The sequence below is a fragment of the Streptomyces sp. NPDC029292 genome, from assembly GCF_055569295.1.
This window is the reverse complement of the sequence record NZ_JBVHXR010000019.1, coordinates 54,779-76,634: the sequence shown is the minus strand read 5'-3', so window position 1 is coordinate 76,634 and position 21,856 is coordinate 54,779. Positions and strand designations below refer to the sequence as shown.

Here is a 21,856-nt window from a genome sequence, read left to right as displayed (position 1 = left end):
GCTGGTGAGGCTCCTGAGAGGGAGCGACGCTTCTGTTCCATGATTTACCTGGGCGTGACACGGAAGTATCCGGCGGCATCAAGAACTCCTCAATAGTGATCGACGCGGAAGCGCTTTTCCGCATACCAGAAGTCCCCCTGGAGGAGTGCCCCGTGCCGCCGTCTGTACCGTCCCTGCGACGCGTCGCACGCATACTGCGTACCTCATTGTTCGCGCAGGTCGCCTGCGCGCTCGTGCTCGGAATCGTCGTCGGACGGTTGTGGCCGGACACGGCCACGACCTTCCAGCCGCTCGGCGACGGTTTCGTGCGCCTCATCAGGGCGGTGATCTCGCCGCTCGTGTTCTGTGTGGTCGTCGTCGGCATCACCAAGGCCGGTGACCTCAAGGCCTTCGGGCGGATCGGGCTCAAGGCCCTGGTCTGGTTCGAGGTCGCGACCACGGTCGCGCTGCTCATCGGTCTGATCGCCGCCAACGTTGTCAGCCCGGGTTCCGGCATGCACGCCGACCCGTCCAAGCTCGACGCCTCGGCGGTCGACGGCAAGACGGGTGGCGGTTCGCTGCCCTCGACCACCGAGTTCATCCTGGACGCGCTGCCCCAGAGCGCGGTCGGAGCGTTCGCCGAGAACTCACTGCTCCAAGTCCTCGTCCTCGCCTGCCTGGTGGGCGCGGCGCTGCTGCACCTCGGCACCACCAAGGTCCCCAAGGTCCTGCCCGCCATCGAGCAGGTCCAGGACGTCGTCTTCGCCATCGTGGGCTTCATTATGAAGCTGGCGCCGCTCGCCGTCTTCGGGGCGATGGTCCACCTGGTGGGGGAGTACGGGCTTGGCGTGATCAAGACGTACGGCAAGCTGATCGTCCTGTGCTACGCGGTCGCGCTGCTGTTCCTCGCGCTGCTCGCCATCGCTCTGAAGGTGGTCACCGGGCTCAGCCTCTGGAAGTTCGTCCGCTACACCCGCGAGGAGATGCTGCTCGCGCTCGGCACGGCATCCAGCGAGACCGTCATGCCCCGCATGATGCAGAAACTGCGCCAGGCGGGCTGCCGCGACGACGCGGTGGGTCTGGTGCTCCCGACGGGTTACTCGTTCAACCTTGACGGAGCCTCGATCTATCTCTCCATCGGCACGCTCTTCATCGCCCAGGCCGTGGGCGTGGACCTCTCCCTCGGCCAACAGATCACCGTGATCCTGGTGCTCATGTTGACCAGCAAGGGCATGGCGGGCGTACCGGGTTCGGCCTTCCTCGCCCTGTCGGCGACCGCCTCGTCCCTCGGCGTCATCCCCGCCGGAGCCGTCGCCCTCCTTCTCGGTGTGGACCGCATCATGGACTCGATGCGCGTCGCCACCAACCTCCTCGGCAACTGCGTCGCCGTCTTCGCGGTGTCCCGCTGGGAGGGCGCCCTCGACACGGAGCGGGCGAAGAAGGTGCTGGACGGGGAGATCGCGTTCGTCGAGGAGGACGACGTGCCGACGGCGGAGGCGCCCGCGCTCCAGCCCGACCTGGTGAAGGCAGATGTGCCCGCGCGGTCGGCCGAGGCAGATGTGCCCGCGCGGTCCGCCGAGGCAGATGTGCCCGCCCGGGCGGCCAAGGAACCGGCGCCCGAGGTCAGTTGACAGAACCGGGACGGGTCGCGCGCTCCAGCTCAAGCAGTACGGAGTAGTAGCCGCGGCCCGTCGCGTGGTCCATGCCCACCTCGCACATGCGATTCGCCGAGAGGTGGGCGTCGAAGGAGCGGGAGCGCACGAACGCGGCCTCCTTGCGGGTGGCCGACTCGGTGAGCTCCTTGTGGAGCATGCCGCGGTCGCCCGCGAAGGCGCAGCAGCCCGCGTCGTCCGGGACGACCACCTCGTCGGCGCAGGCCTCGGCGACCGCACGCAGCTGTGCCTCGTCGCCCAAGTGGCGCATGGAGCAGGTGGGGTGGAGCACCGCGGAGCCGACAGTGCGGTGCACGGTGAGGTGGGGGAGCAGCTCGTCGGCGGCCCACACCAGCGAGTCCACGATTCTCAACTCGGCGTGCAGTTCCCGGTTGTCGGCGGTCAGATACGGCACGACCTCGTGCGCGATGCCCAGCGTGCAGGACGAGGCGTCGACGACGAGCGGCAGCTTGCCGCCCGCTGTCCAGCCCCAGGCGGCTTCGACGATCCGATTGGCCATGACGGCGTTGCCCGCGTCGTACCCCTTGGAGTGCCAGATGGTCGCGCAGCACGTCCCCGCCACATCGTCCGGAATCCAAACTGGCTTCCCCGCGCGCGTGGAGACCGCGACGACGGCCTGCGCGAGGGACACGTCCCCCGGGCTGGCGAAGATGCGGTTGACGCAGGCCGGGTAATAAACGGCGGCAGCGCCCACGCGCGCGGTGCGCGGCATGTCCCGGGAGGCCGCCCCCGGGATGCCCGGCAGCCACTCGGGTACGAGATCCGGCCGGACCACCTTGCGCGCCGCGCGCGTCACCGCGGCCACCCACCGGTCGCCGATCCGGTCGGCGACGGCCACGGCCAGCCGTGCCGACGCCTGGACCGCCCGGAAGTTGCGTGCGGCCAGCGCCGCGGCCTGCTCCTCGCGCGACGAGTGCCGTGCGTGCCGGAAGCCCTTCATCAGCGCGCCGGTGTCGATGCCGACCGGACAGGCGAGCCTGCACGTGGAGTCCCCCGCGCACGTGTCGACGGCGTCGTACCCGTACGCCTCCAAGAGGCCGTCCTCGACCGGCGAGCCCTCGCTCTGGCGCATCATCTCGCGGCGCAGCACGATCCGCTGGCGCGGTGTGGTGGTCAGGTCCTTGCTGGGACAGGTCGGTTCGCAGAAGCCGCACTCGATGCAGGGGTCGGCGATCGGCTCGACCCGCGGGATGGTCTTCAGGCCCCGTAGATGCGCGCGGGGATCACGATCGAGCACGATGCGCGGCGCGAGGACTCCGTCCGGGTCGATCACCCGCTTCGTGCGCCACATCAACTCCGTCGCCCTGGGGCCCCATTCGAGCTCCAGGAACGGCGCGATGTTCCGGCCGGTCGCGTGCTCGGCCTTCAGAGAGCCGTCGAAGCGCTCGACGGTGAGTCGGCAGAAGTCGTCCATGAAGGCCGCGTAACGCTGGACATCGGTGGCCCGGGACGCGTCGAAGGCCAGCAGGAAGTGCAGATTGCCATGCGCGGCGTGGCCCGCGACGGCCGCGTCGAAGCCGTGCCGCGTCTGGAGTTCGAGCAGCGCCTCACAGGCCTCGGCCAGCCGCACCGGAGGCACCGCGAAGTCCTCGGTGATCAGTGTGGTCCCGGACGGGCGCGCACCGCCGACCGCCGTGACGAACGCCTTGCGGGCCTTCCAGTAGCCCGCGATGACCTCAGGATCGCGGGTGAAGGCATTCGTCACCGACGCGACGGGTGCGACGAGTCCGAGCCCTTCCAGCGCGCGGCCGGCCGCCTCCTCGTACGTCTCCTGCCCGGACTCGTCGGGAGCGCGGAACTCCACCAGGAGCGCCGTCGTCGACTTGGGCAGCCCGGCCCAGTCCGCGGGCACGCCCTCGACGCTCACGGAGGCGCGCAGCGTGTTGCCGTCCATCAGCTCGACGGCGAGCGCGCCCGCGTCGTTGAACAGGGGCACGGCGGCGGCCGCGGCAGGCAGCGACGGGAAGAAGAGCAGCCCGGCGGTGACTCGCCGGTCCAGCGGCAGCGTGTCGAAGACGACCTCGGAGATGAAGCCGAAGGTGCCCTCGGAGCCGACCATCAGTCCGCGCAGGATCTCCACCGGCGTCGATCCGTCGAGGAACGCGTCCAGGCGATAGCCGTTGGTGTTCTTGATCGCGTACTTGGCGCGGATCCGGGCGACCAGCTCGGGGTCGGACTCGATCTCCGCCTTGAGCTCCATCAGCCCGGCGCACAGGGCCGGTTCGGCGTGCGCCAGATGTTCGTCGGCGTCCGGCTCCGCGGTGTCCACGACCGTGCCGGTCGGCAGCACGAAGGTGAGTGAGGCGAGGGTGCGGTACGAGTTGCGCGTGGTGCCAGCCGTCATGCCGGAGGCGTTGTTCGCGACGACTCCGCCGACGGTGCAGGCGATCGCGCTCGCGGGGTCGGGGCCGAGCACGCGCCCGTGTCGGGCGAGGCTGACGTTGGCGCGGGCGACGGTCGTACCGGGCCCGATGCGGGCCCGCTCGCCGTTGCCGAGCACCTCGACGCCGGTCCAGTGCCTGCGGACGTCCACGAGGATGTCCTCGCCCTGCGCCTGACCGTTGAGCGAGGTCCCGGCCGCGCGGAACACCACCTCACGACCCCTGCCGTGCGCGTACGACAGAACGGCCGAGATGTCGTCGATGTCCTCGGGGACCACGACGACCTGCGGGACGAAACGGTAGGGACTGGCGTCGGAGGCGTACCGGACGAGGTCGGAGATCTTGGTGAGCACCTTGTCGGCGCCGAGCAGCGCGATCAGTTCGCCGCGCAGGGGCTCGGGCGTGCCGTGCGCCCGGTCGTCGGGGACCCGGTCCGGTGCCGGTGCCTCGGGGCGCGCGGCGGGGCGCAGGGCTTCCGGCTCCGGCTCCAGCAACGGCATCGCGCACCACTCCTACCGATTCAGCAGCGGTGCTCCACCCGGGGCATGCCGTCCACCAATGTGTCCAGCAGCCCGCCGAGCACCTCGCGCTGCTCGTCCGTCAATGGAGCCAGGATCTCCTCCGCGGCGGATCGGCGCGCGCCGCGCAGCTCCCGCAGTGCCTTGCGCCCCTCGTCCGTGACCTCGATGCGGATCACGCGCCGGTTGGTGGGGTCGGGGACCCGGCGCACCTTGCCGCTCGCCTCCAGGCCGTCGACCAGGGTGGTCACGGCGCGGGGCACCACCTCCAGGCGCTCGGCGAGATCGGCCATGCGGGGCGGCGAACTGTAGTGCGCGAGCGTGCGCAGCAGCCGGGACTGGGCCGGTGTGATGCCCAGCTCGCGCTGCTCCAGATGGCGCTTCTGGATGCGGTGCACGCGGCGCGTCAGCCGCAGCAACTGCTCGGCGAGCAGGCCGTCGGCGTCGGGGGTGGTCATGCGGGAACAATATCAGGATGCCGTTCATTGTGAGTATAGGTAACAATGAGCTAGGCTCCGCCAGGCGTCGTCGCTCTGTCGCCCGGCGCTCTTGCTTCACTGCTCATCATCGTTGCTCCACCGCTTGTAGCTCGTGCTCCACCGCTCGCAGCCCTTGCTTCACCGTTCATAGCTCCCGCTCCACCGCTCGTAGCACTTGCTCCATGGCTCGTAGCACCTGCTTCACGCTCGCAGTCCGTGCCTCACCGCTCGTCCCAGCCGTCTCATCTCCCGTAGGAGCCCATTGCGTCCCGACCAACCCACCTGGACCCCGTCACCTGCCGATGCGGAACAGCCGCGGCAGGTGCGCCGCATCCTGAAGCTCTTCCGGCCCTACCGTGGCCGCCTCGCGATCGTCGGCCTGCTGGTCGGCGCCGCGTCCCTCGTGTCCGTCGCCACGCCCTTCCTTCTGAGGGCGATCCTGGACGTTGCGATCCCCGAGGGCCGCACCGGTCTGCTCAGCCTGCTCGCGCTCGGCATGATCGTCAGCGCGGTCGTCACCAGCGTCTTCGGTGTGCTGCAGACCCTGATCTCCACGACCGTCGGCCAGCGCGTCATGCACGACCTGCGCACCGCCGTCTACGGCCGGCTCCAGCGCATGTCGCTCGCCTTCTTCACCCGGACCCGCACCGGAGAGGTCCAGTCCCGCATCGCCAACGACATCGGCGGCATGCAGGCGACCGTCACCTCCACCGCCACCTCGCTGGTCTCCAACCTCACCAGTGTCGTCGCCACGATCGTCGCCATGGTCGCCCTGGACTGGCGGCTCACCGCCGTCTCGCTGCTCCTGCTGCCGGTGTTCGTCTGGATCAGCCGCCGCGTCGGCCGTGAGCGCAAGAAGATAGCGACGCAGCGCCAGAAGCAGATGGCCGCCATGGCCGCCACCGTCACCGAGTCGCTCTCCGTCAGCGGCATCCTGCTCGGCCGCACGATGGGGCGTGCCGACTCGCTCACGAAGTCCTTCGCGGACGAGTCCGAGAGCCTCGTCGACCTCGAAGTGAAGTCGAACATGGCGGGTCGCTGGCGCATGTCGGTCATCGGCATCGTCATGGCCGCCATGCCCGCCTTCATCTACTGGACCGCGGGCATCGCCCTCCAGATCGGCGGGCCGTCCATCTCGATCGGCACGCTCGTCGCCTTCGTCTCGCTCCAGCAGGGCCTGTTCCGGCCGACGGTCGGCCTGCTGTCCACGGGCGTCCAGATCCAGACCTCGCTCGCCCTCTTCCAGCGCATCTTCGAGTACCTCGACCTGCCCATCGACATCACCGAGCCGGAGCGTCCGGTCCACCTCGACCAGGTCAAGGGCGAGATCCGCTTCGAGGACGTCGAGTTCCACTACGACGACAAGAGTGGCTCGATCCTCGACGGCATCGACATCACCGTCCCGGCGGGCGGCAGCCTCGCCGTCGTCGGCCCGACCGGCTCGGGCAAGTCCACGCTGAGCTATCTGGTGCCGAGGCTGTACGACGTCACGGGCGGGCGCGTCACCCTCGACGGGGTCGACGTCCGCGACCTGGACTTCGACACGCTCGCGCGCGCGGTCGGCGTTGTCTCCCAGGAGACGTACCTCTTCCACGCCTCGGTCGCCGAGAACTTGCGGTTCGCCAAACCCGACGCCACGGACGAGGAGCTGTACGCGGCGGCGCGGGCCGCCCAGATCCACGACCACATCGCGTCTCTGCCCGACGGGTACGACACGATCGTCGGCGAGCGCGGCCACCGGTTCTCCGGCGGCGAGAAGCAACGCCTCGCCATCGCCCGCACCATCCTGCGCGACCCGCCGGTACTCATCCTCGACGAGGCGACCAGCGCCCTGGACACCCGTACGGAGCATGCCGTCCAGGAGGCCATCGATGCACTGTCGGCCAACCGCACCACGCTCACCATCGCGCACCGGCTGTCCACCATTCGTGACGCCGACCAGATCGTGGTCCTCGACTCCGGTCGCACGGTCGAGCGCGGTACGCACGAGGAGCTGTTGGGGCAGGAAGGGCGCTACGCCGCCCTCGTCCGCCGGGACGCCCAACTGGAGCCGACAAGATGAAGATATGCCGGGTTTGTGACCATTAGCGGGTTACCGTGCCCGCATGCAGATGAACACTCCGCCACGGAGAACGATTCGACTGACGCGTCGGGGCCGGGTCGCCCTCATCGCGACCGGAGCCGTCGTGGCGGCCACCGCCGTGGCGGTGCCGCTGCTGACCACGGGGGGCGGGGACGCGCGGCCCATGTCCCTGGTGATCCCGGAGGGCTGGCGCTCGGGCCAGGTCTACGAGGCCGTCGACAAAGCCCTCCGGGTGCGGCCGGGCACGACCAAGAAGTCCCTCGGCAAGGCCAACCTGAAGCTGCCGAACGACGCGGAGGGCAACCCGGAGGGCTACCTCTTCCCTGCGACGTATCCGATCGACAAGAACGCGACCCCGGAGTCGTTGCTGTCCTTCATGATCGACACCGCGAACCAGAAGTTCAACAGAGCCCCGATCGCCGCCGGGGCGCAGCACAACGCCATGAACGTCTATCAGGCGGTCACCATCGCGAGCATCGTCCAGGCCGAGGCGGCGACCAAGCAGGACATGGGCAAGGTGGCCCGGGTCATCTTCAACCGCCTCGAGCGGGGCATGCCGCTGCAGATGGACTCCACCATCAACTACGTGATGAACCGCTCCACCCTGAACACGAGCCAGAGCGACACGCAGCTCAACAGCCCCTACAACTCGTACCAGCGCATGGGACTGCCTCCCACGCCGATCGCCAACCCCGGCGAGGAGGCGATGCGTGCCGCGATCAACCCGCCCCAGGGTGACTGGCTGTTCTTCGTCACGGTCAAGCCGGGCGTCACGCGCTTCACGGCGAGCTATGAGGAGCACCAGAGGAACGTCGCCGAGTTCAACCAGAACCGCCGGAGCGCGTCCCCCACCGGCACCCCGACCGGCACCCCGACCGGCACCCCCACCGGTACGGCCAGCAGCACCGCCACCGGCACCCCCACCCCCTGAGCACCGTACGGGGCATCAGACGGCGGCCGGCACGCCCGCCAGCAGCCGCCTGATGTCCCGCACCGCGGCGCGCCCGGCCCGGTTGGCGCCGATGGTGCTCGCCGAGGGCCCGTATCCGACCAGATGGATTCGCGGATCGGCGACCGCGCGCGTCCCCTCGACACGGATCCCGCCGCCGGGTTCGCGCAGCCGCAGCGGCGCCAGATGGTCGATGGCGGCCCGGAAGCCGGTCGCCCACAGGATGACGTCCGCGTCGACGTGACGCCCGTCGTCCCACGCGATGCCGTCGGGCGTGATCCGGTCGAACATCGGCTGCCGGTCGAGGACGCCGTCGTCCAGAGCCTGCCGGATCGCGTCGTTCAGCGGCAGCCCGGTCACGGAGACGACGCTCTTGGGCGGCAACCCCTGACGGACCCGTTCCTCGACGAGCGCGACGGCCGCCCGGCCGACGTCCTCGCTGAAGGGGCCCTCGCGGAAGACGGGCGGGCGCCGCGTCACCCACGTGGTCTCCGCCGCGTACGGGGCGATCTCCATCAGATGCTGGGTGCCGGACGCGCCGCCGCCCACGACGACCACCCGCCGCCCGGCGAACTCCTCGGGACCGGGGTACTGCGCCGTGTGCAACTGCCGCCCCCGAAACGTCTCCTGGCCCGGATAGCGCGGCCAGAACGGCCGGTCCCAGGTACCCGTCGCGTTGATCAGCGCCCGCGCCGACCACGTACCGTCGGACGTCTCGACGAGCAGCCGCCCGCCCTCGCCCTCCCGTACCGCTCTCACATCGACCGGCCGCCGTACGCGCAGGCCGAAGGTGCGCTCGTATCTGTCGAAGTACTCGGCGATGACCTCGGAGGACGGGCGCGCCGGGTCCGCGTCCGTCAGTTCCATGCCGGGCAGGGAGTGCATCCCGTGCACCTTGCCGTACGTCAGCGACGGCCAGCGGAACTGCCAGGCGCCGCCCGGGCGCGGCGCGTGGTCCAGGACCACGAAGTCCCGTTCCGGCTCGAAACCGGTGCGTCGCAGGTGATGGGCGCTGGACAGTCCGGCCTGTCCAGCGCCTATGACGACGACATCGACTTCGCGCGCCTGTACCTCGGTGTTGTTCACGATTCGACTAACCGGACCGGGGTCCGGAATCTTCCCGGAGGGTGCCTTCTTGTGAGCCACCCGACGAGCCCCCGTCAGCGGCCACTCGCGACGAGCAGGGGTGCGCCACCTCCCGCGGCCTTGCGGGGCAGCAGCCCCCGAGCCGCCAGATCCGGGATCACGCCCTCCCCGAACCAATACGCCTCCTCCAGATGCGGGTACCCGGACAGCACGAAGTGCTCGATGCCCAGCGCGTGGTACTCCTCGATCCGGTCGGCGACCTCGGCATGGCTGCCCACGAGGGCGGTGCCCGCACCACCCCGTACGAGACCGACGCCCGCCCACAGGTTCGGCGAGATCTCCAGCCGGTCGCGGGAGCCGCCGTGCAGCGCCAGCATGCGCTGCTGGCCCACCGACTCGCTGCGCCCGAGTGCCGACTGCGCGGCCGCGATCGTGTCGGCGTCGAGGTCGTCGAGCAGCCGGTGCGCCGTCGACCACGCCTCGGCCGACGAGTCGCGGGAGATGGTGTGCACCCGGATGCCGAACCGGACCGTGCGCCCCTCGCGCTCGGCGAGCGAGCGAATCCAGTCGATCTTCTCCTCGACCTGCGCCGGAGGCTCACCCCACGTCAGATACACATCCGCGTGCCGGGCCGCGACCGGCCCCGGGGCCGCCGACGAACCGCCGAAGAAGATCTCCGGCAGCGGGTCGGGCGGCAGCGCCGTCAGCCCGCCCTCCACCTGGTAGTGGGCGCCGTCGAAGTCGTACGGCTGCCCGCTCCACACCCCGCGGACGACCGACAGGAACTCGTCCGTACGCGCGTACCGCTGATCGTGGCCGAGACGGTCGCCGAAACGCCGCTGCTCGGTGGAGTCGCCGCCGGTGACGACGTTCAGGAGCAGCCGGCCGCGCGTGATGCGCTGGTACGTCGCCGCCATCTGCGCCGCGAGCGTCGGCGAGATGACGCCCGGCCGGAACGCCACCAGGAACTTCAGCCGCTCGGTGTGCTGGGCGAGCGCCACCGTCGTCAGCCAGGCGTCCTCGCACCAGGTGCCGGTCGGGGTGAGCACCGCCTCGAAGCCCAACTGCTCGGCTGCCTTGGCGATTTGGGCCAGATACTCGATGTCGGGCGCGCGCACCCCGCTGACCGGCCGCGCGCGGTCGACCGGGTTGGCGGCGTAGGCGTGCCGGTCCACGAGGGTGCGACCGTCACCGCCTGTCGGCAGGAACCAGTGGAGATGAACCGTCATGTCACGATTCCTTGGCGGCGCGAGCGGCGGTCGTCGACGGCGGCAGGTCGCTGTTGAACCGCGTGTCCACGAAGCCGGCGAAGTCGACCTTGCGCGGAATGAGCTTGAGAGCGGTGAAGGTGTCGGCGATCTCCTGCTCGGACGCGATCAGCGGCTTGTCGACGGCGACCGCGATCCGGGTGGAGTTGCTGCGCCGCACCGAGGCCAGCGCCACGTCGTACGGGAGTCCGGTGTCCTTCGCCCACACCTTGGCCCACTCCTCCTGGTGGTCGTAGACCCAGTCCTGGGCTCGCCGCAGCCGCTCCAGGTAGTCCTTGATGGCCGCGACCTTCTTCTTGTCCTTCAGCGCGTTCGGCGCCGCCACCTGGAAGTTGAGGCCGTTGACGACGCCCTCACCGCTGGCGAGGACGCGTCCCTGCTTGGCCTGGAGCACCTGCGAGGTGTACGGGTCCCACACCGCCCACGCGTCGACACTGCCGCTGGTGAACGCGGCCAGCGCGTCGGCGGGCTGGAGGTACTTGACCTTCACGTCGCTCAGCTTCAGCCCGGCCTCCTTGAGAGAGGCGATCAACTGGTAGTGCGCGGACGAACCCTGCGCCACGGCAATGGACTTGCCCTTGAGCTCCGCGGGCTTCTTCAGCGACGAGTTCTCCGGTACGAGGATGGCCTCGCCCTTGGACGCGCCGTGCCAGGCGGCCACCACGGTGATCTTGGAGTTGGCCCCGGCGGCGAAGACGGGCGGGGTGTTGCCGACGCCGCCGATGTCGACGGCCTTGGCGTTGACGGCCTCTAGCAGCGGCGGGCCGGAGGTGAACGTCGACCATTTGATCTTGTAGTCGAGGTTCTTGAGTTCTCCGGCGGCGCGCAGTACCGCCTCGGAACCACCCTTCTGGTCCCCGACGTTGAGCGTGAGGGAGCCCTGGCCGTCGGTTCCGGCACCCGCGGCGGTGTCGGCCGCCGAGTTCCCGCCGCAGGCGGCGAGCAGCAGGGTCAGGGGGAGGAGCAGGGCGGCGGGGGCGAGGCGTCGTCGCATGGTGGTTCCGTTCGTCGGGGTTGAACTGAGGGTGTGGGGAGGGGGAGTTCAGGCGGCTTCGGCGGCGGTGTCGACGCCGAGCCGTTCCAGCAGTCCGGCGCGCAGTTCGGCGAACCGGGGGTCGGTGATGTCGCGCGGCCGGTCCAGCTCGACCTTCGTCTCGTACGCGATGACCCCGTCGTCCATGACGAGGACACGGTCGGCGAGCAGCACCGCCTCCTCGACGTCGTGCGTGACCAACAGCACGGCGCAGCCACGGCGCTGCCACAGCTCGCCGACGAGTCGCTGTGCCTTGATACGGGTGAGGGCGTCCAGCGCGCCGAACGGCTCGTCGAGCAGCAGCAGATCCGGCTCGCGGACCAACGCGCGGGCCAGCGAGGCGCGTTGGGCCTCACCGCCGGAGAGCGTCTTGGGCCAGGCGTCCGAGCGGTGGGTGAGCCCGACCTCGGTCAACGCCTGTTCGGCGACGGCGCGTTCGGGTTTGCCGGGCAGGCCGAGCAGGACGTTGCGCCACACCTTCTTCCACGGCATCAGCCGGGGTGCCTGGAACGCGACGGCTTTGCGCCGCGGGACCAGGACGGTGCCCTCGATGTCGCGGTCCAGCCCGGCGAGGATGCGCAGCAGCGTGGACTTGCCGCAGCCGCTGCGACCGAGCAGGGCGACGAACTCTCCCGGCCTGACGTCCAGTTGCAGGTTGTCGATGACGGCGCGGCCGTCGAAGGAGCGGGTCAGCCCCTGGACTCGTACGGCGGAGGCCTGGGTGGGCACGGCCTTCTTGGTGGCCACGGCCTTCTCGGTGGTCACCGGCCCGTGAACGTCGGTCGCCATTGCAGCAACAGCCTTTCGAGGGTGCGGACGATGAAGTCGGCGAGCAGGCCGAGGAAGGCGTAGACGATCAGGCAGACCACGATCACGTCGGTCCGCAGGAAGTCGCGCGCCTGCACCATGAGGAAGCCGATCCCGGCATCCGCGTTGATCTGCTCGGCGAAGACGAGCGCGAGCCAGGCGATGCCGAGGGAGTAGCGCAGCCCGGTCATGGCACCGGGCAGCGCGCCCGGCAGCACGACATGCCGTACGAGCCCCCACCGGGAGAGTCCGAGTGACTCCCCGGCCTCGATCAGCTGGGAATCGACGCCGCGGATACCGGCGTACACGTTCAGATAGAGCGGGAAGGACACGCCGAGCGTGATGATCGCGATCTTCGGGGCCTCGCCGATGCCGAACCAGATGATGAACAGCGGGATCAGCCCGACGAACGGCACGGTTCGCAGCATCTGCACGCTCGCGTCCACGAGATCCTCACCGATCCGGAACAGCCCGGAGATCAGGGCGAGTCCGGTACCGACGACGGCGCCGAGCAGCAGCCCGACCGCGACGCGCTGCAGCGAGACGCCCATCGCGTTCGGGAGTGAGCCGTCCGCGATCAGATCGCGGCCGACCCGCGCGATGGTGCCCGGCGAGGCGAGGACGTCGGAGGTCAACATGCCAGTGGCGCTGAGGAGTTGCCACAGCACGAGCAGCAGGACGGGACCGGAGGTGCGGCGCAGCCAGCGGGGGACGCGGGTGCGGCGCGTGGAGGCGGGGACGATGGGTTCGAGCTCGGGAGACGCCTGTTGCGGCGCTCCCGTCTCGGATATATCCGAAATATCGGGCTCGGACGAGCCCGGCGGGGCATGGCTGATGCTCATGAGTGCTCCACGGGGAGGAGAGCGACCGGAGAGGGATGCGCCACGGCGCCGCCACGTCATGAACTCAGCGTGATATCACATGAGTTCGGGCGTGCGGGTGCGGCGGAACGCGGGCGTGGAGAAGAGGGAGTGAAAGGGCGTCAGCAGCCGCGGCGACACGCGGCGGAGGCCACCCGCAGCAGGTCGATGTGACCGCGCGTGGTGAGCAGGGCTGAACGCAACATGCCGCTGAAAGTAGCCAGCTGGCGCGCGTACGGTCAATGGTGTCTCGCGGAATGGACCCCGCGTATCACCGTACGGGCGGTCGGTCGGGTGCGGAACCCGGCTCATGGGTGAGGATTGAGGCATGTCCGATGCCTTCACCACCCGTGTTCTGAACGTCGCCAGCGGTTCGTCGGAGACGGTCGTCGACCTCACCCGCGACTGCGAGGCCTTCCTCAGGGAGGCGGCGGCCGGCCGCGACGGCCTCCTGAATGTCTTCGTGCCGCACGCGACCGCCGGAATCGCGATCATCGAAACCGGCGCCGGCAGCGACGCCGACCTCCTCGCCGCGCTCCACTCCCTGCTCCCCGCGGACGACCGCTGGCAGCACCGCCACGGCAGCCCCGGCCACGGCCGCGACCACGTACTCCCCGCGATCGTCCCGCCGCATGCGACGCTGCCGGTGCTCGGCGGGAGGCTGGAGCTGGGGACGTGGCAGTCGGTTTGCCTGGTGGATACAAATCGGGATAATCCGAACCGTCGGGTGCGGTTGAGCTTCCTTGGGTGATGTGTCTGCCCTCGGGAGGGGGGTCGGCTTTGAACCGGCAGGCTTGCGGCCGGGGTGGCGGAATCACCGGTCTCTCCTCGGCAACAGTGGCTTGATCGCCGCTCACCGCTGATCCGACACGATCCACGGCGACGCCCGCACGCGTCGGACAACGCCCAACTCATCGTCCAGACACGGCTGTCGAACGCTGATCCATCTCAGTGTGCCAGCCGTGTAAGGGCGCGGGCGCGATCTGGCAGCCATGGCCCACAACCCTCGCACGCGGTCGGCATCCTCGCCGGCCACGGCCTCGCCCGGGCCACCACCGTCACCCTCCATCGCACACTGTTCACTATCCCGGGCCGTCTCGTGCACACAGGCCGACGGCTACGGTTACGACTTCCCACCCGTTGGCCCAGGGCCGACACGTTCACGCACGCCCTCGCGGCCATCACAACACTGCCACGGCACGGTTGAATCCAATCCCAACACACCTACGACCGAGGACCTTGGAGAGGCCGGCAGACCGGCAGATCGCGCACGTCCCGAGCCATCCAGCACACCCGAACCACCCCCGACCACCAGCAGCCGACCACGGCACCGCTCACCGGTGGATCCGGGCTTACTTCTTCCGCGCCACGTAGACGGTGTTGGTTGCGGTTCCGCCCTGGAGCGGGTTGTCGAAGTCGACAACGCGGGCTTCTGGTGCGGCGAAGACGTCCGCGAGTGTGGAGGTGAACTGCTCGTCCGGCGGGTTGTTGGACCACAGGGCGAAGACGCCGTCGGGGTGGAGGCGATCGGCAAGGGTGCGGAGCCCTGGCGGCTGGTAGAGCGAGGCGTGGCGTGGGTTGAGTACGTGGCGCGGGGAGTGGTCGATGTCCAGCAGGATGGCGTGGAAGCGGCGGCCCGGTGACTGCGGGTCGAGGCCGGCGGGATCGGCGACCGCTGCGAAGAAGTCGCCTTGGACCAGTCGGCAGCGGGGGTCCCCGGTCAGGTGTGCGCCGAGCGGTACCAGGTGGCGCCGGTGCCACTCGATCACTTCACCGAGCGCCTCGACCACGATCAGGGAGCGGACACGGCGGTCGTCCAGAGCGGCTTGGGCGGTGTAGCCGAGCCCGAGCCCGCCCACGGCGACGTCGAGTTCGGCGTCCGGCAGCTTTGCCAGACCGAGCCGGGCGAGTGCGATCTCGCCCGCCGTGAAGAGGCTGGACATCAAGAACTCGTCTCCGAGCTTCACCTCGTAGACATCGGTCTCCGACGCCGGATACCGCCGGCGCCGCAGACTGATGTCGCCCAGAGGTGTCGGGCGCCAGGCGATCTCTTCGAAGCGCGCGCTCATGCATGCACCTTTCTCTGCCTGCCACGGTTGGGGGTCGCCGTCTGCCGCGATACCGGCAGCGGTCGGCGGTCCGGCTCGCCGTACGGCGAGCCGCGTTGCACAGCCGGCGGTCGTGCCGGCTCAGGCGTCGATGATGACGGGGATGATGAGGGGCTTGCGGCGGTAGGTGCGGAACGCCCAGGACGCCACGGCGCGGGCGATGAGCTGTTCGAGCTGGTGCGCGTCGCCGACGCCCTCCTCGGCCGCGGTGGCCAACGTCTTCTCGATCACCGGGATGACGGGCTCGAAGGTGGTGTCGTCGTGGACGAATCCGCGGGCCAGGAAGTCGGGGGCCTCGGCGAGGGCGCCGGTGTCGGCGTCGACGATCGCCACCACCGTCACGACGCCTTCGGCGGCGAGGGTGAGGCGGTCCTTGAGGGAGGCTTCGGTGGCGCCGCCGACCTCCATGCCGTCCACGTAGACGTTGCCCGCGGGCACCTTGCCGGTGATGGACGCGCGCCCGTCGACGAGGTCGACGACGACACCGTCCTCGGCGATGACGACCCGGTCGGGATCGACGCCCGTTCGGATGGCGAGGTCGCCGTTGGCCCGCAGGTGGCGCCATTCGCCGTGGACGGGCATGACGTGCCGGGGCTTGATGATGTTGTAGCAGTAGACGAGTTCGCCGGCGCTGGCGTGTCCGGAGACGTGCACCTTGGCGTTGCCCTTGTGGACGACGTGGGCGCCCCACCGGGTCAGCCCGTTGATCACCCGGTAGATGGCGTTCTCGTTGCCAGGAATGAGGGAGCTGGCGAGCAGGACGGTGTCGCCCTCGCCGATGCGGATCACATGGTCGCGATTGGCCATCCGGGAGAGTGCCGCCATCGGCTCACCCTGGGATCCGGTGCACACCAGGGCGATCTTGTGGTCGGGGAGCTTCTCCAGTTCCTTCATGCTGACGACCAGACCGGGCGGAACCTTGAGGTAGCCCAGGTCACGGGCGATGCCCATGTTGCGGACCATGGAGCGGCCCACGAAGGCGACCTTGCGGCCGTGCTGGTGCGCGGCGTCCAGGACCTGCTGGATGCGGTGCACATGGCTGGCGAAACTGGAGACGATGACCCGCCGCGGCGCGGTGCGCAGGACCTGTTCGATCGCCGGGTTCAACTCGCGCTCGGAGGTGGTGAATCCGGGCACTTCGGCGTTGGTGGAGTCGACGAGGAAGAGGTCGACGCCCTCCTCGCCGAGGCGGGCGAAGGCGCGCAGGTCGGTGATGCGGTCGTCCAGCGGGAACTGGTCCATCTTGAAGTCGCCGGTGTGCAGCACCATCCCGGCACCGGTGCGGATCGCGACCGCGAGTCCGTCCGGGATGGAGTGATTCACTGCCACGAACTGGCAGTCGAACGGTCCGAAACCGCGCCGGTCGCCCTCACGTACCCGGACCGTGCGCGGCCGGATGCCGTGTTCCTTGAGCTTGGACTCCAGGAACGCCAGCGTCAGCTTCGACCCGACGACGGGGATGTCGGACCGTTCGCGCAGCAGATATGGCACGCCCCCGATGTGGTCCTCGTGCCCGTGGGTGAGCACCACGGCCACGACGTCGGCCAGACGCTCGCGGATCGAGGTGAAGTCCGGCAGGATCACATCCACGCCGGGCTGGGTCTCCTCGGGGAACAGCACGCCGCAGTCGACGATGAGCAGCTTGCCGGCGTGCTCGAAGACGGTCATGTTGCGGCCGATCTCACCCAGGCCGCCCAGGGCGACGACCCGCAGCCCGCCCTCGGGCAGTGGTGGGGCGGCGGTCAGCTCTGGATGTGGATGGCTCATACCGTGACGTTACCGGAGAGTTGCCAGGGGTGATCCATCACTGTGCGATCTCCCCTTTCCGACGAGAGGCGTCCCCCGCGGCGGATGCCCTGGATCATCCGGATTACACGGAGGGCCGGCACAGCTCGCGGTGCAGGTGATGCCGCTTGCCGTAGGTGAGCCGCACCCCGGGTTTGCTGGAGACGATCTCGTGCCCGTGTCGTGTGCGACTGCCTCGGCCGCCTCCTGGCGGGCTTCGGCGCTGGGCCACTCGGCGTAGAGGAGCGCTCTCGTGCCGTCGGCGCTCAAGCCCGGCGCGGGAAATCCTGCGACCGGATCACCGTCGAACACGCGCTCGCTGACCACAAACGCTGGAAGCAACTCAACCGCTGGACCGACCGCCGAGACGTCCTCCTCGTCAACCACCGGGCCATTGCCGGACTCGTCTCCGACCGCACCGCAAGCGCGTGAACGACACCCCTGGATCAGGCCACCACGGCCGCACTCGCCACCACGCACCAACTCGTTGGAATCAGGCCGGGCACGCGGCGCGCAGCGAGTCGGTGAAGGCACGGGCGCGTCGGGTGATCTCCGGCCAGTCCCCGGCGGCCACCACGGAGGGCGGTACGACTTCCGAACCGGCGCACACCGCACGCGCCCCGGCCATGAGGAAACCGGCCGCGTTGTCCGCGTTGACGCCTCCGGAGGCCACGAGCGGTACGTCCGGGAAAGGACCGGCCAGGTCCTGGAAGTACCGAGGGCCGAAGGCGCGCGCGGGGAAGATCTTCACCGCGTTCGCCCCGAGATCGAGCGCCAGCCCGACCTCTGTCGGGGAGAGGGCGCCCATGACCACCGGCACTCCGGCCGCCGACGTCGCTTTCGCGACGTCCGGGCGGCTGCCAGGCGTGACGAGATACTGAGCCCCCGCGTCGATCAGCTCCTCGGCCTGCTCCGCGGTCATCACCGTGCCCGCGCCGATGCCGTCCGCGCCGAGGGCCACCGCGCGGCGCAGGTGCGTGGCGAGTCCGGGGGTGGTGCGGGTGAACTCGATCCAGCGGATGCCGCCCGCGCGCAGGGCCTGGCACAGCGCTGAGGCGTCCGGGATCTCCGGTGCCCGGACGACGGCGATCACACGGTCCTCCGACAGCTGGGCGAGGAAGTCGGTGTTCATGGGAGAGGTTCTCCTTCGGACGGACGAGAACACGCGGCACAGACGAACGAAGCAGCGGGGACGGACGCGCGGGTGGGCGACGGCCGGTGGGTGCGGGCCGCGACGGCTCCACTCATCGCGGTGCCGTGGCGGCCCAGGCGGTGTCGTCCAGGGCGAGGTAGCGATCGGTCTCCGTGCGCGGCGGCATGACGGGAACGTCATCCCTGGTCCGCAGCGCGGCGGAGGCTGCAAGATGGCCGAGGCGCAGCCGGCACCGTGCGTCGCGGTGCTCCAGGACGCCGGCCAGGTAGCCGGCCGCGAAGGCGTCACCCGCGCCGACCGGTTCGACCACCTTGGTGGGAAGGGCAGGGGCGAACGTCCGGGTACCGCCGGCATAGGAGGTCGCCCCGTGCTCGGCGTCCTTGACGACCACGACCGGGGCGGGTTTGAGCAGGTCAGCGATGTCGTCCGGCCGGGCGGTGCCCCACAACGCCTCGGCCTCGTCCCGTCCGACGAACACGATGTCGGCGGCGCGGGCGAGGGCCAGCAGGTTCCGCGCGGCGTCCGGGGTGCCGCCGCGCCAGAGCGCGGGGCGGTGGTTGACGTCGAAGGAGACGGCCGGTCCACCGGTGGACCGGCCGTCTCCTTCGACACCCCGGCCGGTGGCGCGGTGGACGAGTATCGCCTCCAGCAGCCGGGCGCAGCTGTCGGAGAGCGCCGCGGCGACGCCCGACAGGTGCACGATGCGGGCGCCGCGCAACGCGGGCAGCCGGACCAGATCCGGTCCCATCAGGGTGGCGGCCGATCCGCCTCGGTAGTAGTGGGTGTGGGTACGGTCCGGGCCCGGGTCCTTGAAGTAGACCCCGGTCGGCCGGTCCGGGTCGGTCTCGACGGCTGTGACGTCCACGCCGCGCGCGGTGAGTTCGGCCAGGATGCGGCGCGCGAACGGATCGTCGCCCAGCCGGCTCAGCCATGCGGCACGGTGCCCGAGACCGGCCAGCCCGCAGGCGACGTTCGACTCGGCTCCGCCGATGGCCATCCTGAGCGTCGACTGCTCGGCGAGCGGACGGGCATCCGGCGGGCTGAGGACGGCCATCGTCTCGCCGACACACACGACGTCGGCCACCTGCTGCCGGCTGTCGGCGACGCGGGACGGGAGCGACAAGGACACGGGATTCTCCTGGCGGACGGTGCGTAATGGCGTACGTGGTGACGTGTTGACGTATGGCTACGTGGTGACGTGTCGACGTATGGCGTACGGGGTTGAGTCCGGCCGGCGTCAGGTGCCGGCCAGCCGCAGCATGACCTTGCTGCTGCCGCTCCCCGGGTCGGCGGCGACTGCCAGCGCCTCCTCGGCCCGTTCCAGCGGAAAGCGGTGGGTGATCAGTGGTGTGACGTCCAGACCGTCCCGCAGGGCACGCAGGGCGTCGTCGATCTCCTCGACGAAGCGGTAGGAGCCGATCCAGGTGATTTCGCGGGTCACCAGGTCGCCGAGGGCGGCGGGCACGGCCGTACCGGGCAGGTTGCCGACCTGGACGAGGGTGCCGCCCCGGGCCGTGGCACGCAGCACCGGGCCGAGCGCGGACGGCGCGCCGGAGGCCTCGAAGACCACCTCCACGTCCTCGGGCAGGCCGTCTCCGCGGGAGAGGTCGCGTGTCTCGTCGGCGCCCATGGCGCGGGCGATGGAGAGGGAGGAAGAAGCCAGGTCGGCGGCGATGACCGAGCCGGCCCCGCGGTGCCTGACGGCGGCGACGACCAGGGAGCCGATCGGTCCGGCACCGTTGACCAGGACGGTCCGGCCGCGCAGGTCGGGGACCCGGCCGACGGCGTGCAGGGCGACGGCCAGCGGTTCGGCCAGGGCGCCCTGCTCGGTGTCGACGCCGGCGGGCAGCGGCCGGATCTGGGCCGCACGCACGGCCCGGTACTCGCTGAACCCGCCGTCGGTGTGCGGATCGAAGGCCGCCGAGCCGAAGTAGCGGATGCGCGGGTAGAGGTTGGTGCGTCCGGCGATCCGCTCCGGCAGGACGCCGTCGCCGACCAGTTGCGCCGGGTGGACGGTGACCGGCTGTCCTTCGTCGAGGCCGGTGACCCCGGCGCCGAGCGCGGCGATCCGGCCCGCGACCTCATGGCCCAGCACCAGCGGGTGCGTGAGCGAGGCGGTGCCGGACGCCCCGTTCTTCCAGTAGGCGATGTCGGATCCGCAGATCCCGCCCCACTCCAGGGCCAGCAGCACCTCGCCCGCGCCCGGCACCGGCCGGGCGTGTTCGTCGATGCGTACGTCGCCGGGACCGTGCACCACGACCGCCCTCATACGGCGTCCTCCAGTCGGACCAGGTCGCGTCCGCGTGTCTCGGGCGCGAGGAACGCGCTGACGAAGGTGATGAGCGAATAGACGATGAGCATCGCCGCGATGGGCCACCAGCTGCCGGTGACGGCCGTGAGCGTCGCCGCGAGGACCGGGCCGATCGCGGTGGCGAGGATGCCGCCGATCTCCTTGGCGAGCGCGAGCTGGGTGAACCGGGTACGGGATCCGAAGAGTTCTGCCAGCGTCACGCTTTCCAACGAGAACAGGCCGAGGACACCGATGTTCAGTCCGAGCACCATGCCGATCATCAGCCCCGGAGTTGAGCCGGAGGTGATGAGGAGCATCACCGGGAAGGCGAGGACGGTGGTGAGCAGCGAGAGCGCGAGGTACATCGCTCGGCGTCCGTAGCGGTCGCCGAGCAGACCGACCGCCGGCACGGTGACGAAGCCCAGGAGCGAGCCGTACACGATCGCACTCGTGGGGACGGACCGGCCGACAGCGAGATTGGTGGCGATGTAGCCGACGAGGAACGTCTGGACCAGCCCGGAGTTGCCCGCCTGGCCGAAGCGCAGTCCCAGCGCGAGGAAGAAGGCCTTGCCCTTGCGCTGGCGGATGCCCGCCGTCAGGACACCGCCCTGATGGTTGTCCTCCGCCAGGACGCCGTCCCGGCGTTCGTCGACCGCGGCGATGGCGGACTCGACTTCGCCGCGGGAGAGCGCCACGCCGTCCACGACGTCGGGGCGCTCCTCGAATACCGGGCTCTCCTTGAGGCCGCGGCGCAGCCATACCGCAAAGAACATGAGCGCGAAGCTCAGCAGGAAGGGCAGTCGCCAGCCCCAGGAGAGCAGTTGCTCCTCACTGAGCACCGAGAGCAGGATGGCCCACAGGCCGGAGGCGGCGAGCGTCCCGGAGTTTGTGCCGAGCGACGCGAGAGAGGAGACCAGGCCGCGCCGCCTGACGGGCGCGTACTCGGCGAGCATCACGGTGGCCCCGGCGATCTCGGCGCCGGCTCCGAATCCCTGGATCAGCCGCAGCGCGACGAGCAGGACGGGCGCGACGATGCCGATCGTGGCGTAGGTGGGCAGGGCGCCGATCAGGGTGGTGGAGATGCCCATCAGCATGATGGTGATGTACAGGACCCTCTTGCGGCCGATCCGGTCGCCCATTCGGCCGAAGTAGACGGCACCGGCGAGCCGGGCGACGTAACCGACGCCGTAGGTGGCCATCGCGGCGATCAGCCCGATCGCGGGGCTGACGTCCGGGAAGAAGACCTTGTCGAAGACGATCGCGGCAGCCAGCGAGTAGAGCTGGAAGTCCATGAACTCCATGGCCGTGCCGAGCCAGCCCGAGACGGCGGCCCGGGTCAGATCGCGTGTGGTGCGCTGTGCGGGGCGCGCCTGCTGAGCGGCTATGGCGCTGTCCTTCATCGGT

The 21,856-nt window shown here is 70.1% G+C and carries 19 protein-coding genes; 5 read left to right on the top strand and 14 right to left on the bottom strand.

The features are described from left to right. Window positions 1–152: 152 nt before the first annotated feature. Complete coding sequence (locus tag ACZ4WS_RS34400; RefSeq protein ID WP_467986697.1) at window positions 153–1,610, top strand: cation:dicarboxylate symporter family transporter; 1,458 nt, start codon at window positions 153–155, stop codon at window positions 1,608–1,610. Here ACZ4WS_RS34400 and ACZ4WS_RS34395 read toward each other — a convergent pair. Together ACZ4WS_RS34395 and ACZ4WS_RS34390 are read right to left on the bottom strand one after the other, a co-directional pair. Continuing rightward, the gene (locus tag ACZ4WS_RS34395; protein ID WP_467986696.1) at window positions 1,603–4,533 is read right to left on the bottom strand and encodes an FAD-binding and (Fe-S)-binding domain-containing protein; all 2,931 of its coding nucleotides are present in this window, start codon (window positions 4,531–4,533) and stop codon (window positions 1,603–1,605) included. The two genes, ACZ4WS_RS34400 and ACZ4WS_RS34395, sit on opposite strands and share 8 nt — an antisense overlap. Before the next feature lie 20 nt (window positions 4,534–4,553). Next, window positions 4,554–5,009 (bottom strand): MarR family winged helix-turn-helix transcriptional regulator, encoded by a 456-nt coding sequence (locus ACZ4WS_RS34390; protein WP_467986695.1) that lies wholly within the window; start codon window positions 5,007–5,009, stop codon window positions 4,554–4,556. 283 nt (window positions 5,010–5,292) lie between these two features. Here ACZ4WS_RS34390 and ACZ4WS_RS34385 point away from each other — a divergent pair, with 283 nt between their 5' ends. After that, complete coding sequence (locus ACZ4WS_RS34385; RefSeq protein WP_467986694.1) at window positions 5,293–7,092, top strand: ABC transporter ATP-binding protein; 1,800 nt, start codon at window positions 5,293–5,295, stop codon at window positions 7,090–7,092. A 43-nt stretch (window positions 7,093–7,135) separates the two neighbouring features. Further along, window positions 7,136–8,044 (top strand): endolytic transglycosylase MltG, encoded by a 909-nt coding sequence (mltG, locus tag ACZ4WS_RS34380; protein ID WP_467986693.1) that lies wholly within the window; start codon window positions 7,136–7,138, stop codon window positions 8,042–8,044. A gap of 15 nt (window positions 8,045–8,059) precedes the next feature. Here the strand turns inward: mltG and ACZ4WS_RS34375 are convergent, their stop codons facing one another. From ACZ4WS_RS34375 to ACZ4WS_RS34350, 6 genes are all read right to left on the bottom strand, one after another. Beyond that, entirely contained in the window at window positions 8,060–9,148 is a 1,089-nt protein-coding gene (locus ACZ4WS_RS34375; RefSeq protein WP_467986692.1) for an NAD(P)-binding domain-containing protein, read from the bottom strand. Window positions 9,149–9,222: 74 nt separating this feature from the next. Continuing rightward, complete coding sequence (locus ACZ4WS_RS34370; protein WP_467986691.1) at window positions 9,223–10,377, bottom strand: LLM class flavin-dependent oxidoreductase; 1,155 nt, start codon at window positions 10,375–10,377, stop codon at window positions 9,223–9,225. Between the two features lies 1 nt (window position 10,378). Further along, window positions 10,379–11,410 carry an ABC transporter substrate-binding protein gene (locus ACZ4WS_RS34365; protein ID WP_467986690.1) on the bottom strand — a complete coding sequence of 344 codons (1,032 nt, stop codon included), beginning with the start codon at window positions 11,408–11,410 and terminating at the stop codon, window positions 10,379–10,381. A 48-nt stretch (window positions 11,411–11,458) separates the two neighbouring features. Next, a complete protein-coding gene (locus ACZ4WS_RS34360) occupies window positions 11,459–12,238 on the bottom strand; it encodes an ABC transporter ATP-binding protein (RefSeq protein ID WP_467986688.1) in 780 nt (259 codons plus the stop codon). Then, window positions 12,211–13,098, bottom strand: coding sequence for an ABC transporter permease (locus ACZ4WS_RS34355; RefSeq protein WP_467986687.1), 888 nt, complete (start codon window positions 13,096–13,098; stop codon window positions 12,211–12,213). The genes ACZ4WS_RS34360 and ACZ4WS_RS34355 overlap by 28 nt, the downstream gene beginning before the upstream one ends. A 140-nt stretch (window positions 13,099–13,238) precedes the next feature. Beyond that, window positions 13,239–13,322 carry a putative leader peptide gene (locus tag ACZ4WS_RS34350; RefSeq protein ID WP_349817350.1) on the bottom strand — a complete coding sequence of 28 codons (84 nt, stop codon included), beginning with the start codon at window positions 13,320–13,322 and terminating at the stop codon, window positions 13,239–13,241. Window positions 13,323–13,444: 122 nt separating this feature from the next. On the opposite strand from ACZ4WS_RS34350, the gene ACZ4WS_RS34345 reads away from it, so the two are divergent. Beyond that, entirely contained in the window at window positions 13,445–13,867 is a 423-nt protein-coding gene (locus ACZ4WS_RS34345; RefSeq protein ID WP_467986686.1) for a secondary thiamine-phosphate synthase enzyme YjbQ, read from the top strand. Window positions 13,868–14,468: 601 nt separating this feature from the next. Here ACZ4WS_RS34345 and ACZ4WS_RS34340 read toward each other — a convergent pair. Together ACZ4WS_RS34340 and ACZ4WS_RS34335 are read right to left on the bottom strand one after the other, a co-directional pair. Then, window positions 14,469–15,185 (bottom strand): polyamine aminopropyltransferase, encoded by a 717-nt coding sequence (locus tag ACZ4WS_RS34340; RefSeq protein ID WP_467986684.1) that lies wholly within the window; start codon window positions 15,183–15,185, stop codon window positions 14,469–14,471. A gap of 120 nt (window positions 15,186–15,305) precedes the next feature. Beyond that, complete coding sequence (locus ACZ4WS_RS34335; protein WP_467986683.1) at window positions 15,306–16,991, bottom strand: ribonuclease J; 1,686 nt, start codon at window positions 16,989–16,991, stop codon at window positions 15,306–15,308. Window positions 16,992–17,192: 201 nt separating this feature from the next. On the opposite strand from ACZ4WS_RS34335, the gene ACZ4WS_RS34330 reads away from it, so the two are divergent. Beyond that, window positions 17,193–17,441 (top strand): transposase, encoded by a 249-nt coding sequence (locus tag ACZ4WS_RS34330; RefSeq protein ID WP_467986682.1) that lies wholly within the window; start codon window positions 17,193–17,195, stop codon window positions 17,439–17,441. Between the two features lie 61 nt (window positions 17,442–17,502). Here the strand turns inward: ACZ4WS_RS34330 and ACZ4WS_RS34325 are convergent, their stop codons facing one another. The 4 genes from ACZ4WS_RS34325 to ACZ4WS_RS34310 all read right to left on the bottom strand — a co-directional run bounded on the left by ACZ4WS_RS34325 (window position 17,503) and on the right by ACZ4WS_RS34310 (window position 21,852). Further along, window positions 17,503–18,141: a bifunctional 4-hydroxy-2-oxoglutarate aldolase/2-dehydro-3-deoxy-phosphogluconate aldolase gene (locus ACZ4WS_RS34325; RefSeq protein ID WP_467986680.1), complete on the bottom strand. Its 639-nt coding sequence runs from the start codon at window positions 18,139–18,141 to the stop codon at window positions 17,503–17,505. A gap of 112 nt (window positions 18,142–18,253) precedes the next feature. Beyond that, window positions 18,254–19,291, bottom strand: a complete 1,038-nt coding sequence (locus ACZ4WS_RS34320) for a sugar kinase (RefSeq protein ID WP_467986679.1) — start codon at window positions 19,289–19,291, stop codon at window positions 18,254–18,256. A 108-nt stretch (window positions 19,292–19,399) separates the two neighbouring features. Continuing rightward, window positions 19,400–20,431, bottom strand: a complete 1,032-nt coding sequence (locus ACZ4WS_RS34315; protein WP_467986678.1) for an L-idonate 5-dehydrogenase — start codon at window positions 20,429–20,431, stop codon at window positions 19,400–19,402. Next, a complete protein-coding gene (locus ACZ4WS_RS34310; RefSeq protein WP_467986676.1) occupies window positions 20,428–21,852 on the bottom strand; it encodes an MFS transporter in 1,425 nt (474 codons plus the stop codon). The genes ACZ4WS_RS34315 and ACZ4WS_RS34310 overlap by 4 nt, the downstream gene beginning before the upstream one ends. Window positions 21,853–21,856 lie beyond the last annotated feature (4 nt).